Genomic DNA, 14,598 nt, shown 5'->3' with positions numbered 1-14,598 from the left:
GCCTTCATCCAGCGAAAGGCGATATAGGGCGACACATCAAACCGGTCGCGATAGATCAGATCACTGGCACTGGCGTCGCCGTCTTCGCGAAACACACACAGCTCATAGCCGGTTTTACGGTCGGTTGCAGGCAAAACAGCCTCGATCACGGTAATGCGTTTCGGCGCGTCCTTGTCATCGCGATCATCATCGCCAAAGCCCTTTGCCCCCGGCCAGGTTGCAAGGATTTCCGCGCGGGTGAGTGCCAGTTTGCGAAACACCGCATCCATCTTGCCATCGGATCGTTCTTCAAATGCCAGATCGCGCAACGGCACGGCGGTAAAGCGCAAAGCAGACGGGCTGTGCAAATCGGCCTTTTCAAGACGCAAACACGCCGTCCCGGCCGTCACCAGATCCAGAAACGCCTGATGCATCTCGACCGCAAAGTTGGAGCGATCAAAATGCCCCTGCAAAATCCGAACGGCCCGGCCAAGCTGCTCGGTCAAAGCCTGCCGGTCTGCATTGGCGACATTGCCGCCCGGTTCCAGCTCAAACCAGCCGCCACCGGGCGGGGTGATTTCGGCCATCAGGCTGGCGGCAAGCTGTTCGACCGCATCCGATGCGGTTGCGTCAAACACCCGATCCAGGCGCTTGCCGCCATTGGTCTGGTTGGATGCCGCCGCATTACGCTGTGGCAGGGCAAATTCATAACAATCCTGCCAATGCGCAATCCAGTTACGCCTGCGTTCCATCGCCTTTTGAAAACGGGCGCGCAACTGGGTGATATCTGCCCCATCGGTAGCCTTGTCCTCAGTCACAGCCTTTTGCGATTTCGCCATGCCTATTCCCCCAAAAGGTTCTTGCCACCGCCCGCCTTGGCGATGCGATCCGTCAAAAGCCCGCGATAACTTGTCCCGATCAGGCTGGCCCGACCATACCGGCGACGTTCAAGCGCCTCGGTCCGCGCCGTGCGGGCGGCATCTTCGGCACTGGTGTCGTCTTCGGTCGTGGTAGCAGCGGGCTTTGGCCGCGCAACACGTGCCGGTTTCGGCGTGGAAAACAGACTTCCCATCGGGGCCTCCGGGTTTGAAGATCAATATGTGCTTTGAGCTTGCGGTTCGGGTTCCCGTACCCGCCTTCGCGGGCACAGGCTCTGCGCGGGAATGACTTTCGTTCCATGCACTGTTTTGGGCACCGTCATCCCCGCGAAGGCGGGGATCTGGAGCGGCGCGCTCCATCACCCCAAACGCAAAAACGCCCGCAAGGGTCGGAACCCTGCGGGCGCATCTGTGGCGTTGATTTGTCTCTTATGTCACACTAAAAAGAACAAATCAAGAACATTTTTCAGAAAAAAACACATCGCTGATCTGACCAGGGTTTTCAGCCCGCTGTTGCAGATGGCGATAGAGCTGCCAGGGGGTGACGATCCAGAAGGCCGAAATGCCCAAAAGGCGTTTGACCAGCTCCACACAGCTCATCGGGCCAAAGCGGACCTTGTGCGCAACCGAGGCCGGATACCGCGCCCAGATGCAGTGAAAGCCAAGGCCACGATAATAGGCCGCCGGATCAAAGATCGGTGAGTAGCACCAGCTTTCACAACGCACCCGATGGCTTTGCGGATCAAGGCAAATCCATTCCCCGGCCCGCACCCCCGACACCAGTACAAAGCAATGACGAAATCCCGGTTTCAGGATACGCAACAATCGCTTTTCCGGCGCATCGGCAAAGACGACAAGCACCGAAACCTCGCGCCCCGACGCAGATTGATCAGCCCAGTGATCCATCCATGGACCCGCCGATTCCTGCGCCGTTTCGGCGGTTTTGGCCGGTTTGAAAAAATTGGTTATATCCCGCATGGCGACAGGTCCCCACCCAGTTCCACAGCGACATCCTCGTGATGGAAACTTTCGTCTTCCCCGCGTTTGACAATGCCGCGCGTGATCAACACATTTTCAAGCGCATCAAGGGCCTGTTGCCATAAATCCCCCTTGTCCTTTTCGCGCGGATCGCGGGCATCGGGTTCGCGTTCGACCAGCCCGAAATATTCCAGTACCTGCAAATGCCGGTCGCCCAGAATGCCCCCCTTTTTAAGGCGCATCACCGCGTTATAAACATCATCAGGGTCACAGGGGCGCACCACCTCGCCCGCGTCGGCCACCACACGCGCGCCTTCGATCCTGGCTGTCTGACAGCGCACGAACCAGAACCACGCCTGCCGGGCACTGGAAAAAGGGGTGATGTCGCGCGCAGAATGCGGTTTGGGAAAAAGTCGTTGTTCGGTCACGTCGCCCTCCTGCTAGGTAATGCCTGCTCAATCCACCGGGCCTGCAACCGCACCTTCACCGCACCAGATCCAGAAAATGGATACAGTTATCCCGCCCGCGCATTTCACAATGCACGCCGGTACGATGAATGGTTTGTGATGTCCCCAAGGGCGGCTTTCCGCCCGCGCATATCAGCAGCTTTGATCGCCGCCTTGTCAGCCCTCCTTCATCAGGCAAGGCTTACTTCCAGATGCAATTCCGGTGTTGATATGCAAGCTATAATCCCTTTTTGTTCTCATTGTAAAGGATTAATTTCCTATATTTTTTGAATTCTGCATATACTTTCAATTGAGATCGAACTTATCTATACCCTTTTCAAGCACCAAGAATATGCGGTCAGTTAGGGAGAAATATGATGGATGAGCGCGCACTGGCAAAGGCGCTAGGGAAATTCAATCGAATGGTTACCGCACAACAAAAACTTGAGAACAGCAAGTCTAGCGATGACTTGATATCTGCTTGGGAGGATTTTGTGATTGCATCTGGAAGTTTTTATGCGGCCCTAGAACAGGGGGCAAAAACTTCCCCGCAATCAAACGCTTGGTTCGGTCGGGTAAAAGGTGACCGAAAGAAAGATCCGCTTCTCCAGTACATTCAGCAAGCGCGCAATGCTGAAGAACATGGAATTGAGAAAATCTCTAAACCATCAAATAGTGCAATTGCGCTGAGATCGGCTGGTGACGAAGTCCATATTAGCTCGAACGGCAACGGAAACTGGGAAGTAACGTACGCATCGGGAAATGTGCATTTCCCCAACGATGAGATTTCTTTGCAACCTGTTACCAATAGAGGGAAATCATATCCGCCCCCCAAAGAGCATGCAGGTGTCCAAATTACAGACCGTAGACCTAGAGAGTTGGCACATCTAGCTCTTAGGTATTTTTCTACGATGATTGAAGAGGCCAAACTTCTAGTACAACAGGGTTAGGGGCAGAACCTAATAGCCCTCAAAGGCATATTCCCTGAGAATCGCACGTTCGCGGAGCAGGGTGTAATCCTGATCAGACAGATCCACATCCTTTGCCAGTTCTGGGAAAAGATCCTGAATGGCTTCAATCTGAACCTTGATGATGGCTCTTGCGTCCAGTTCAGACAGGCCAAAATCCGGCGCCGACTTGATCACCAATGCCAGTTGCGAGTGGTTTGACTCTGCAAATACCGACATCGCCTGATTGGCCGCATGTGCCATGCGCGGGCGCGGATCAATATCGTAAGCAGGTGTCAGGCCAAGGTCCCTGCCATCCCAGAATGCCGCATGATTCCGTGCATGATCGTCTGTATTTCCCACCAGAATATTGAAGCACATGCGCCCGAACAGCTCTTTGACGTCTTTTTGTGGTGTTTTGCTTCGTTGACGTAGCGCGGTCGCAAGCATTGGATAGCTGGCATAGCGTGCTTCATGCTCTGCAAGATCAAGTATTGTCAGCCCGGAGACCATCGCACGGCGTATTTCGCCTTTGTCTGTATTGACCCGGTCAAATCGCTCTATCAGAAGAACATCCTTGCCGGAAACTGTTTCAAGCGCGACCTGCGCGACATCCAGTCCCGCCGCACTTGCGATTTTCATGGCGATATACTCGCCCTTGACGACCGAATGTTGGTCATTTGAGGCGGAAAACTTGGCAATATACTTTGTCTTGTCCGCCTTGATCTGTGCTTTTGGTCGCGCCCCGCCGATGGATGTTCCATGGCGAAGCGCTTCATCCAGCTCCTGGGGCAGTGGCGTTCCCGCCTCGACATAAGCTGCTGCATTCATCAGCATTTCAAGGGTCACTTCGCCTTGCTGGCGGGGAACGTATTTTTCTGCCGACACCTGAAAGTCGAGCGCGCCAATCCGGTCAGAACCAGATTGCAGCATGAAATTCATTTCATCGAGCGCATCGACATCAAGGTCGTTCCCCTTTGCCCCGGACAGCCGATTGATAATGACCCGACGCCCCCAGAAATCCGGACTGCCGTCGCGCAGGCAACCGGCAATCGTCAGCGGCGCCTTTGGCGGGATGATCCCCTTTTGCATCGGCAGTTCCGGTAGATAGACCGGTATGGCATCAGGATTGGTGAGGTAGCGCCGACCATATGTGAATTCGTGAATCCCGTTGACCAGATCCAGCCTTCCAGCCACCACGGGCTCTGTCGCGTTCGGCAACCAGATCCAGACAAACAGTGACTTTGCTGGCGTCAGAAGTTCAGAAGTCATCATTCACCTTCCTGTTCTGCGCCTGAAACGCCCTTTGTCGCAGGACAGAATGATATCGTCGCTCGGCCGACAAGGATTTCGACACATCATCTGGCCGATCCCCCAGCAACGGAACGCCGACAATCGCAGCAATCTCAAACACCGAGCCAATCCCGACCCTTGGATCTCCGTTTTCAACACGGGCTAGCAAGGGGCGCGATACACCTGCGCGTGCAGCAAGATCCATCGCCGTCATGTTTCGCTCAAGACGGGCGGCACGGATCATCCGACCAAGCAGCTCAATCGCTTCTCTTGATTGACGCGAGACGCTCTTTTGATGTCTGGCCATGATACATCGCCTCCTCTGCTTGGCTCATCTTCTTTCGCCGCAGACATGATACATATATATTACATCATGACTTCTAATGAAACATATATATTACACAATGAGTACCATCTTTGCGCTTTTATCGTTACAAATGCCAACGCGGCTCAAAGAAACAACTTACGTAATACATATATAACATTAAATACCATAATGTCACATATATGTTTCATCAACTGTGTATTCTTCACTGTTTATGGATGCCCCAAAAATGCACCGCACTAAACGACACCAGCCCAGCCGCCGTGTATGTGACCGAGGGATCCACGCTTCAGAATTTGGCAGCAAGCATAGCTTGAGAGGAATGAATTCCTTTCCCTGTGGATCACCGTCCTGCTAGGATGCGCCATGATCCGACATCAACAAATTTGGGCCGCCCTTGATCAGATTGCCGAGGACCACGGTTTGACACCGTCGGGGCTGGCACGACTGGCGCAACTCGACCCGACCACGTTTAACCGCTCCAAGCGGACAACGGCACAGGGAAAGCCACGCTGGCCCTCGACCGAAAGCATTTCCAAGGTGCTTTCCGTCACCGATGTCAGTTTCCGTGAATTTTCCGAACTGGTGGACGGCAATGGTGCGGGGCGCATCCCCGTGATCGGCTTTGCGCAGGCGGGCAATCGCGGCTTTTTTGATGATGCCGGGTATCCGGTCGGCGGATCTTGGGAAGATATCACCTTTCCCGCCCTGCACGACCCGACCGCCTATGGATTGCGGATCGCGGGCGATTCAATGGCACCGGTTTTCCGCGACGGTGATTTGATCATCGTCAGTCCGGCGTCAAACATTCGCCCCAGGGATCGCGTGGTTGTCAAAACCATCGAAGGCGAAGTCATGGCCAAGGAACTTGTCCGGCGCGGCGCGCTTGGTGTCGAAGTCAAATCGCTGAACCCGGATTTCGAAGATCGTTTTATCCCGGCAGATCAAATTGACTGGGTGGCCCGTGTCTTGTGGTGCAGCCAGTAAACGCCCATTGCACCAATCACCCATGGCACCAGTCACCCATTGTGCCCAATTCGATGATTGATCTATTCAAAATCGCAGAGCGACACATTACATTAGTTTCTATCAAAAAAACCGACTGGGCCTGATGGGAAAAGGAAGAATCGTTTGACGCTGCAACGTCACCATATTGTGCGTTCCCTGGTGATTATCCTTTCCTATTTCGTCACGGGCTATGCGGGCATCCACCTGCCGTATTTCGGCACCAGCGTCACATTGATCTGGCCCCCTGCAGGGATCATTCTGGCGGCGCTTGTTTTCTGGGGATGGCGGTATTTTCCAGCGGTGTATATCGCCGCCTTCCTGCTTAACATCGTGATCGCCGATACCCTTGCTGCCATGATTTTTGTTGCCGCGGGCACCACGGCGGCAGCAGTTATTCCAGCACTTTTGATTACCCGGTTCGCCAGGCGCTTTCCGTTTAATGGGCTGCGCAACATTTCGGTCTTTCTTTTGTTCGGCGGCCTTCTTGGTCCGGCCCTTGCCGCGACCTTTGGCGCCTTCCTCGTCAGTCTGTTTGACATCGGACATTTCGACCAATACGCAACTTGGTGGCTTGGCTGGTTCAAGGGCGATGTTGTCGGTGTGCTGGTCGTAAGCCCGCTGGTCTTGCGCCTGATGAACTGGCGGATCCGACCACGCCCATTGCTTCATCATGCCGAACTGGCATTTATCGGGCTTGCTTGCGTCGTTCTGGCATCGGCCGTGCAAACAATGCCCTTGATCGCCAGACCGGAATTTCTGTTTGTCTTTGTTACCCTGCCCTGTGTGATCTGGGCGACTGTGCGGTTTGGCCTGTTGGGGGCCACGCTGATCAACCTGTTGATCACTGCCGACATCATCATCTTTGCCGCGCTTGGCAACACCACCTTTGTCGATACCAACATTCAGTCCGGTTTTCACAGTCTGTTCGTCTATATTATCGCCTGTTCGGTTGGTGCGCTGCTTCTGGCCGTCGGTATCGAACGCATTGCCACATTCACCACGCGCACCCGTGACGGGCGGTTGTCCAATGACGTGCACCGGTTGCGCCGGGCGCTTGCGGTTCTTATCGGCATTGTTGGCTTCGGGGTTTCAGGGACCGCAGCATGGTACACTTATAATCAGCTTCAGGAAGCTGACCGACTGTCGACCGAACAATACAGGCTGGCTTTTGAAGCCTCGCTTCGTGAGGAACTCGGCCGTGCGACTGATGCCCTGATTGCAGTGCGTACGCTTTTTGACGTTCATGGCAGTGTCTCTGCGAGCACCTTTGACGCCATGCTCGCACCGTGGATTAACCGCAGACCGGGCGTTGCCGCACTCGAATGGGCCCCTTTTGTTGAAAAGCGCGCCCGCACTTTGGTCGAAGAAAACGCAGAGTTACGGGGTGTTGATAACTTCGCCATTCGTGAAATGGTCGATGGAACCATGCAACCTGCACCGCAGCGCGACAGTTACTTCCCGATTTTTTATATCTTTCCGCGCTCGGGCAACGAGCAGCGCGTCGGGTTTGATCTGGCCAGTGAACCTTCACGCAAAAGCGCGCTTGATACGGCCCTTAAGACCAACAATGTTACCCTGACCCAGCCGCTTAATTCCGTTCAGTCAAACGCGTCACTTGTGTCATCACTTGCGTTTCTGGCCGTGGAGAACCGGCGTGATCCCGGCGGCCCCCCACTTGGCGTTGCTGCGGGTGTCTTGCGCATTACCGACATGATCATGCGCGCGGCCCGTGTCGCGCGGATCCCGCTTGATTATGAACTGCATCTTGCGGATACCAAAACATCCGGACAGGCGGGCCTTCTATATTCCACCCGTACGTCCGACCATGCGATTGATCATATCAAACGCGAACGTGCCAAACAGTTTAACCCGAATGTTTCGAATTTCACCTTCGGGTATCGTGACTGGACGATTGTGCTGCATCCCCGGCAGAACGGCCTGAATTCACTGGTGTACTGGCAGCCATGGGCCATTTTTGTCTTTGGCAGCACGATCACCGTCCTGCTTCTGATTTACCTGCGTTCCCTTAATCGCACCGAAAAGCACATTGTCGATCTGGTTGCCACCCGTACAGCAGAACTTGAAGATGCCCGCACCGCTGCTGAAAATGCGATGAACCGCGCGCAACAGGCCGATCGCGCCAAATCGGAATTCATCGCGCATATGAGCCACGAATTCCGGTCCCCGATGACATCTATTCTGGGCTATGCCCAATTGGCGCGCGACAGTCTGGACAACAGCCCGTCTTCCGAAACCTTGCGGAACTACTTGTCAACCATTCGCGGCGCGGGGCGCCACGTTCTGTCGCTGATCGGCGATATTCTTGATATCTCCAAGATCGAGGCCGGCAAACTTGTCCTTGAAGAAGCCCCGGTTGATCTTCATCGCCTGTGCGAGGAAGTGGTTTCCATGATGGTGGTTCCTGCCCGCGCGCAGGAAAACGCATTGTTGCTCGATATTGACCCGGAATTGCCACGCCATGTGGTAGGCGATCCCGTCCGTCTGAAACAGGTTCTGACGAACCTTGTGTCGAACGCCATCAAATTCACCAAGTACGGCAAGATTCAGGTTACCGCAAAGCCGCTTGAACTTGATGAAAACAACGTTTCATTCCGGATTTCGGTTCAGGATGAAGGGATTGGCATTCCCAACAACAAGCTTGAGACGATCTTTGATGCCTTTACCCAGGTCGATACCACGACGACACGCCGCTATGGGGGTACCGGTCTTGGTTTGACCATCTGCAAGCGCATGGTTCAGGCAATGGGCGGCACCATCAACGTCGATAGTCAGGAAGGCAGCGGCAGCCTTTTCTGGTTTGACCTTACCCTGCCACGCAGCACCGAAGCCGATGTGGCCGAATATGATGGTCAGACCCACTCACAGGATGCAGAACCGGCCGAAGCGGTTGAAGAAACCGAACCGGGCCACTGGAACATTCTGTTGGTCGAAGACATCGAAATTAACCGCATCCTTGCCCAGAAGCTTCTTGAACAGCAAGGCCACACCATCACCACTGCGGCGGATGGTCAGGCTGCACTCGATATTCTCGCGAGTGATGATTTTGATGCGGTTCTGATGGATTTGCACATGCCCGTCCTTGATGGCATCGAAGCCACACGCCAGATCCGCACGTTTGAAAATCAGGTCAAGGCGACCATCCCGGTACTGGCCCTGACCGCCGATATTTCAAACGACAATCTCGAAACCTTCCACGAAACAGGCTTTGACGCCTATTGCACCAAACCGCTCGATATCGACAAGATCAATGGGGAGCTCGCCCGTCTCATTGACCGCAAGCTCGAAGCACGGCAGCAGGAGAACGAGATGGCAGATCGCTAGGCGATGCCGCTAGCCCGTGATACCTGTCATGGATCGAAGCTCCTCGGCGACATTGGGACCGGCTGTCAGGATCGGGGCCCCATTTTCAAGGGCATCGGGCGCACCAAGATAATCATTGGCCCATCCGCCTGCTTCCTGCATCAAAAGGATACCGGCAAGGCAGTCCCAAGGGTTGATGTGCGGCTCGTAATAGCCGATCAACCGTCCCGCAGCGGCATAGGCCAACATCAACGCCCCTGACCCGTTACGTATAAAGATGCCCTCACGATCCAGAAGGTCCTGGATGAAGGGTGTAATGGCATCACTTTTGGTTCGGTGCGACATGCCAAGCCCCATCAAACCGTCACCGACGGTTTTGGCCTCGCTCGCCTTGATCGGTTCGCCGTTGGCAAAGGCCCCTTCTCCACGCTTGGCACTGAACAATTCATTGCCGCATGGCTGATAAATCAGCGCAAGCTGGATCTCCCCTTTGACGACAAGGGCAATGGAAATGCACCAGCTTGGCATCTGGTTGACAAAGCATGCTGTGCCATCAATCGGGTCAATCACCCACAGGCAGTCATTGTCGCCCTTCTCGATACCCATTTCCTCGCCAAGGAAGCCGTCCTCGGGGAAAGTATCGGCAATCTGGTCGCGAATGATCGCTTCGACATTTTTATCGGCGATGCTGACCATATCAAGCGGATTGGCCTTGGCCTCGATCTCGAGGTCGCCGGCCGCGCCATCGAAATATGCCATGGCACGCTTTCCGGCATGGCGGATCACATCACGGGCATGTTCAAACCGTGCGTCGAGATCAAGTTTGATGTCATCACCCATTATGTATTCCTTTCAAAGCGCCGGTCGGCATCACACCATCGCGGCAGAAAACGTCTCGAAATCAATCGTCTATGGGAAAACCTATCGCATAACTGCTGACAAGGTTCCATGACATTTCAATGGCAGCGGGGCATGTGATGTTTTCTTTGACCATCCTTGGACAAAAACCCTATGCTATGCGCCGTTTTCTTCGCCGCCCCACAGGCGCCCAACACAATCAGGAGCATAAATATGGGTCACGCCGCCGCTGATAGCACCGTCACCACCTGGACCTGGCATCAGGGTCAATGGCACGAAGGTAACCCCAATATCATGGGTCCGCAAACCCATGGTGTATGGATGGCCTCGACCGTGTTTGACGGCGCGCGCCGCATGAACGGCAAAATGCCCGATCTTTATCCGCATTGCGCCCGTGTGCTTCGCTCGGCCGAACTGATGGGCATGAAACCTGCCATCACGGTCGATGAAATCGTCGCGCTGGTCAAGGAAGGCGTTCAGAAGTTCGATCCGGAACTCGCCCTTTATATCAAACCGATTGTATTTGGTGGCGAAGGTTTCATAGCGCCAACACCTGAAAGCGCGCAATTCGTGCTGTGCATTTCCGTCACCGAAATGCCCGAAGCCGTCCAGACCGGCTTTAGCGCGCGCAAATCAAGCTTCCGCCGCCCGTCACCGGAATCCGCGCCGACCGAGGCAAAGGCATCCTGCCTTTATCCCAATGTCGGCCGTGCTGTGACCGAGGCAACCGCATCGGGCTTTGACACCGGCGTGATGCTTGATCCGATTGGCAATGTGGCCGAGTTTTCCTATGCTAACCTGTTCTTTGCCAAGGATGGCACGGTTTATACCCCGGCAATCAACGGCACCTTCCTTAATGGCCTGACCCGCCAGCGCGTGATCAAGCTTCTGCGTGAAGATGGCGTTGATGTCGTGGAAAAGACCTGCAAGTACGAAGAACTCGAAGCAGCCGACGAAATCTTTGGCACCGGCAACTATTACAAGGTTGCTCCGTGCGTCAAACTCGACGAGCGCAACCTGCAGCCCGGCCCGATCACGCGCCGCGCCCAGGACCTTTACATGGCCTTTGTTGCGGCCAGCGAAGATTAATTTCTGCCAGACAGACGCAAAAACGGGCCGGAATTCCGGCCCGTTTTTTTTGCTGGTAACGATGACTTACTGTGATATCGGCTGCGGCACGGAGCTGCCCGCAACATAGGGATATTTCGCAAAGATTGATGCCACCGCCGCGCGCACCGTTTCGTTTGGCGCTTCGCGTACGGCACTGGTGACGCGTGAAACAGCCGTTCCTTCCCAGACCATTTGCTCGGTCTGGCGATTGACCAGATCAATGGTCAGCGTGCCTTCGGTATAGCTATCGACATAGCCCGGCTCGACATAGCCCGGCCAGCCAACATACATCCCGGACCGATAGCCATAATACCCACCGACATAGACCGGGGGTGATGATCGCGTCTTTTCCTGTGTTTTCAGATGAAAGTTGATCAACAGGTCGGGGGTATGGATATCAAGCTCATATCCGCGCGAAACCATCGCCAGATTGATCGCATCCTCAATCCGCTGTCCCGACAGGGTCTGGTACCTGGCCTCGGCATCCTTACCGGCCCCTTCGACAAAGGCAAATGTTCTGAACTGCCCGAAATCGGTCGCCGGGTCGGCATCGGTATAAACGCGCGGCCCGCTGGCACAGGCCGACAATGCCATTGCCATCGCCCCGACCAGTGCAAGTTTTACTGTTTTCAGCCCGATCATTGCCCGTGTCCTTTATTGCTTTGCGCAGCCTGCTGGGCCACGTCTCTGATGAACGCGTGTTTCATTCAGTATGACGTCTGAGGGGTACAATTTCATCATCAGAAAATGGACTGATCATGGCAAAACAACCAAAGGGTGCAGATATTTGGTCCTCAGCCACGATCCAGCGGGTTACTGGCAAGCGCCTTGGCAAAGCCGACGCCGACCAGCCCGGCAATATGACACCGGGGTTTGCGATCTGCCTGGTCGGCAACCAGCTTTCCAAAATCACGGACAAAGCCCGTGCGCGGATAATCGCGCAGGATTTGCGCCCGGACATCGGTGTGAATGTTCATCACCTGCATACCGACCACATCAACCCCGGCGCCGAGATGCAGCAACAGGCCTTCGGGGTCACGCGGGCCGGAATGGCATACAGCCGAATGCAGGGCCATCGCTTCGTGGATGATATCGGCCTTTTCCCGGTCATAGCCCTGTTCGCCAAGCCAGTTATGGGCACAGCGGGCGGCTTCGACCTCGAACGACCCGGGTCCGTCACACGATGGCGATGCCAGTGAAATGTCATGCAGGATGCTTGCGATATAAAGCATCTCGCGATCAAAGCGGACATTGTGGTAGTCCCCCAACGCGACCCCAAAGGCAAAACTGCGCAAACCGTGATACTGCACGAAGTCAGGCTGCAGGGAGGCCGCCCACGCGGTTGCCTTTTGCGCCATTTCGCTATCGGGGACGCCAAGATGGTCAAGCAGCGCACGGTCCGGTCGGCCAAACCCGATGGACTGGCGCAGGGCATAGAACTTGTCGCGGATGCCAAGTCGGGCAAAATTGAAAATCAGGGCAGCCTTGGGATCGCGCCCAAGTTCGGTGGTTAGCGCGCGGGACATGTCAGGCACTTTCTTTCTGGTGGGACCTGGTGTGGGGCGGGTAAGGCCGGAAACGCCTGTTTGAAATCAGGTCCCGGCAATCAACGCATCGGCCGTTTGGCGCAGGTCGGCAATCTCGTCATCAAGAATGGCGCGATCATTCATGGAATGGGCCAGAACAATTGCACCTTGCCAGCGCAGGACAATCCGCCGTCCTTCAATTGCTGCACGGTCTGCCGCCAGCCCGCCTTCGCGAAGCTGATCTGTCACCCACCCAATCAGCGCATCAAACACGCCTTGCCCGATTTTCCGCGCCGGATCAAAATCCGCATCGCCGGGCATATCGAGCATCAGACGGGCAAGCGGGCAACCATGGCTGACACGCCGTGGTGTCATGGCATCAAGATAATCAAAAAAGACTGACAACCGATCACCGACAGCGCCCTTTGACTTGATGCTGTCCAGAAGCGGAATGAATTCGCCTTGCATGGTTTCAAGGGCCGCCTGGGCAAGGTCGTGCTTTTTGGGAAAGCGATAAAACACCCCGCCTGCGGGCAACCCGGCCTCGTTCGCAACCGATTGAATGGTTGCCCCATGATAGCCATCACGCCAGATCACATTCATCGCCGCACGGGCAAGCTTTTGGCGTTTTTCTTCGGGTTTGAGCTTTTCGGCCATTGCCATCACCATCAATTAAGTAAGTTAACTCACTTAATACCGATTCCCATTATGCTGTCAATCGCCTTTTCACGGTCTTATTTTCCATTTAGGCATCTCGCGGCGTTTGAATAGCTGCGCGTGGCGTGTCAAACTTCGCAGGTAATTTGCAGGTAAACAGACGCGCAGATGTACATGCGCCACCAACCAGAACACCCCACAGATCCGGAGCCACCGTGAAAGACAACCGATTCACCCTTGCTGACATCCGAAATGCGGTATCGGCCGGCGTGCTGAGCGAAGAAGCCTTTGACCGGCTTGAAGGCTTTCTTGGCGAACAATCGCTGGAAACCGCCGAAACGGAAAAGTTCACCCTGTTTCGCGGCATGAACGACATCTTCATTGCCCTTGGCATATGCGCACTGACCATCGGCTGGTTCGTGTTGTGGGGCCTGCTTGCCAACGGTCCGGCCTTCTGGATTGCACCGCCAATTGCCATGATCGCCTATGTCGCGCTGGCGGAATATATTGCCGGCAAGCTCAAGGCGTCCCTGCCCTCGATCGCGATTATGGCCGCCCTTGGTGCGACATTGATGATCTATGCGGTTGCGCTTTATATGTCCTTTGCCGGACCGACCGGGCAGTTATCCGATCTTGATACGGTGATTGATTTCGGGCAGCGGTCGATGAATGTACTGGTGTTTGTCGCCGTGATCGGCTTTGCCTTCCAGCTGGGCTTCTTCCTGCGGTATCGCCTGCCGGTATCCTTTGCGCTGATTGCAGCGGGCCTTGTTGGGGTCTTCTGGTCGGCTTTGATGGCAACCTTTGGCCCGGCTGCAGAGCCCTATATCCCCTATCTGATCACGGCCACGGGCATCATATTGCTTGCCCTTGCAATCTTTATCGACAGCCGTGACCCCAAGCGGGTCAATGGTTGGGCGGAATGTGCGTTCTGGCTGTATGTCTTTGGCGCACCGCTGACCATCCATTCAATTGCCGCCACATTCGAGGCCGCCGCCCTTGCGATGATCCCGGTGATCATCGTTGCCATGGTGCTGTCGCTGATCCTGGATCGCCGATCGCCAATCATCAGCGGCCTGATCTATGTTGGCTACCTGCTGCAATCGGGTTTCGAGGGCGCGGAAATCGACCCGTCCATGACCATTGTTCTGGTCTGCTTCATTGTTGGCGGACTTGTCATGGCATTCGGCGTGGGCTGGCAACGCGCGCGGCACATCTTGCTTGCGCCGTTTGAACATCATCCGCTGCGGCGTTACCTGCCGCCAAGCTGAT

At 55.2% G+C, this 14,598-nt stretch carries 15 protein-coding genes; 5 read left to right on the top strand and 10 right to left on the bottom strand.

Going from position 1 to position 14,598, the window contains the following annotated elements; translation table 11 throughout:
* From B2R48_RS09340 to B2R48_RS09325, 4 genes are all read right to left on the bottom strand, one after another.
* The coding region (locus B2R48_RS09340) for a portal protein (RefSeq protein WP_296999542.1) at positions 1-818 on the bottom strand (818 nt) is incomplete at its 3' end.
* Between the two features lie 2 nt (positions 819-820).
* On the bottom strand, positions 821-1,051 hold the full coding sequence (locus B2R48_RS09335; RefSeq protein ID WP_296999540.1) for a hypothetical protein: 231 nt from the start codon (positions 1,049-1,051) through the stop codon (positions 821-823).
* A gap of 259 nt (positions 1,052-1,310) precedes the next feature.
* The gene (locus tag B2R48_RS09330; protein WP_296999538.1) at positions 1,311-1,835 is read right to left on the bottom strand and encodes a hypothetical protein; all 525 of its coding nucleotides are present in this window, start codon (positions 1,833-1,835) and stop codon (positions 1,311-1,313) included.
* On the bottom strand, positions 1,823-2,263 hold the full coding sequence (locus tag B2R48_RS09325) for a hypothetical protein (RefSeq protein WP_296999536.1): 441 nt from the start codon (positions 2,261-2,263) through the stop codon (positions 1,823-1,825). Before B2R48_RS09325 ends, B2R48_RS09330 begins: the two co-directional genes overlap by 13 nt.
* A 395-nt stretch (positions 2,264-2,658) precedes the next feature.
* Here B2R48_RS09325 and B2R48_RS09320 point away from each other — a divergent pair, with 395 nt between their 5' ends.
* Positions 2,659-3,231 carry a hypothetical protein gene (locus B2R48_RS09320; protein ID WP_296999535.1) on the top strand — a complete coding sequence of 191 codons (573 nt, stop codon included), beginning with the start codon at positions 2,659-2,661 and terminating at the stop codon, positions 3,229-3,231.
* 9 nt (positions 3,232-3,240) lie between these two features.
* Here B2R48_RS09320 and B2R48_RS09315 read toward each other — a convergent pair whose 3' ends face one another.
* Positions 3,241-4,503, bottom strand: coding sequence for a type II toxin-antitoxin system HipA family toxin (locus tag B2R48_RS09315; protein ID WP_296999533.1), 1,263 nt, complete (start codon positions 4,501-4,503; stop codon positions 3,241-3,243).
* Positions 4,490-4,828: a helix-turn-helix domain-containing protein gene (locus B2R48_RS09310; protein ID WP_296999531.1), complete on the bottom strand. Its 339-nt coding sequence runs from the start codon at positions 4,826-4,828 to the stop codon at positions 4,490-4,492. Before B2R48_RS09310 ends, B2R48_RS09315 begins: the two co-directional genes overlap by 14 nt.
* A gap of 384 nt (positions 4,829-5,212) precedes the next feature.
* Between B2R48_RS09310 and B2R48_RS09305 the strand changes: the two genes are divergently transcribed.
* Together B2R48_RS09305 and B2R48_RS09300 are read left to right on the top strand one after the other, a co-directional pair.
* Positions 5,213-5,833, top strand: a complete 621-nt coding sequence (locus B2R48_RS09305; protein WP_213474708.1) for a LexA family transcriptional regulator — start codon at positions 5,213-5,215, stop codon at positions 5,831-5,833.
* 144 nt (positions 5,834-5,977) lie between these two features.
* On the top strand, positions 5,978-9,196 hold the full coding sequence (locus tag B2R48_RS09300; RefSeq protein WP_296999529.1) for an ATP-binding protein: 3,219 nt from the start codon (positions 5,978-5,980) through the stop codon (positions 9,194-9,196).
* Between the two features lie 9 nt (positions 9,197-9,205).
* Here B2R48_RS09300 and B2R48_RS09295 read toward each other — a convergent pair whose 3' ends face one another.
* Positions 9,206-10,015 (bottom strand): inositol monophosphatase family protein, encoded by an 810-nt coding sequence (locus B2R48_RS09295; RefSeq protein WP_296999527.1) that lies wholly within the window; start codon positions 10,013-10,015, stop codon positions 9,206-9,208.
* Positions 10,016-10,246: 231 nt separating this feature from the next.
* On the opposite strand from B2R48_RS09295, the gene B2R48_RS09290 reads away from it, so the two are divergent.
* The gene (locus tag B2R48_RS09290; protein WP_062955607.1) at positions 10,247-11,122 is read left to right on the top strand and encodes a branched-chain amino acid aminotransferase; all 876 of its coding nucleotides are present in this window, start codon (positions 10,247-10,249) and stop codon (positions 11,120-11,122) included.
* Positions 11,123-11,188: 66 nt separating this feature from the next.
* Here B2R48_RS09290 and B2R48_RS09285 read toward each other — a convergent pair whose 3' ends face one another.
* From B2R48_RS09285 to B2R48_RS09275, 3 genes are all read right to left on the bottom strand, one after another.
* Entirely contained in the window at positions 11,189-11,785 is a 597-nt protein-coding gene (locus B2R48_RS09285; RefSeq protein ID WP_296999524.1) for a DUF4136 domain-containing protein, read from the bottom strand.
* Positions 11,786-11,937: 152 nt separating this feature from the next.
* Positions 11,938-12,669: a hypothetical protein gene (locus B2R48_RS09280; protein WP_296999522.1), complete on the bottom strand. Its 732-nt coding sequence runs from the start codon at positions 12,667-12,669 to the stop codon at positions 11,938-11,940.
* 66 nt (positions 12,670-12,735) lie between these two features.
* The gene (locus B2R48_RS09275; protein WP_296999521.1) at positions 12,736-13,326 is read right to left on the bottom strand and encodes a TetR/AcrR family transcriptional regulator; all 591 of its coding nucleotides are present in this window, start codon (positions 13,324-13,326) and stop codon (positions 12,736-12,738) included.
* Between the two features lie 215 nt (positions 13,327-13,541).
* On the opposite strand from B2R48_RS09275, the gene B2R48_RS09270 reads away from it, so the two are divergent.
* On the top strand, positions 13,542-14,597 hold the full coding sequence (locus tag B2R48_RS09270) for a hypothetical protein (RefSeq protein WP_213474702.1): 1,056 nt from the start codon (positions 13,542-13,544) through the stop codon (positions 14,595-14,597).
* Position 14,598: the final 1 nt, after the last annotated feature.

The organism is Thalassospira sp. UBA848, assembly GCF_002295455.1.
Taxonomy (GTDB): Bacteria; Pseudomonadota; Alphaproteobacteria; order Rhodospirillales; family Thalassospiraceae; genus Thalassospira.
The sequence above is the reverse complement of the archived record's forward strand: the minus strand, read 5'-3'. Positions and strand labels throughout refer to the sequence as shown.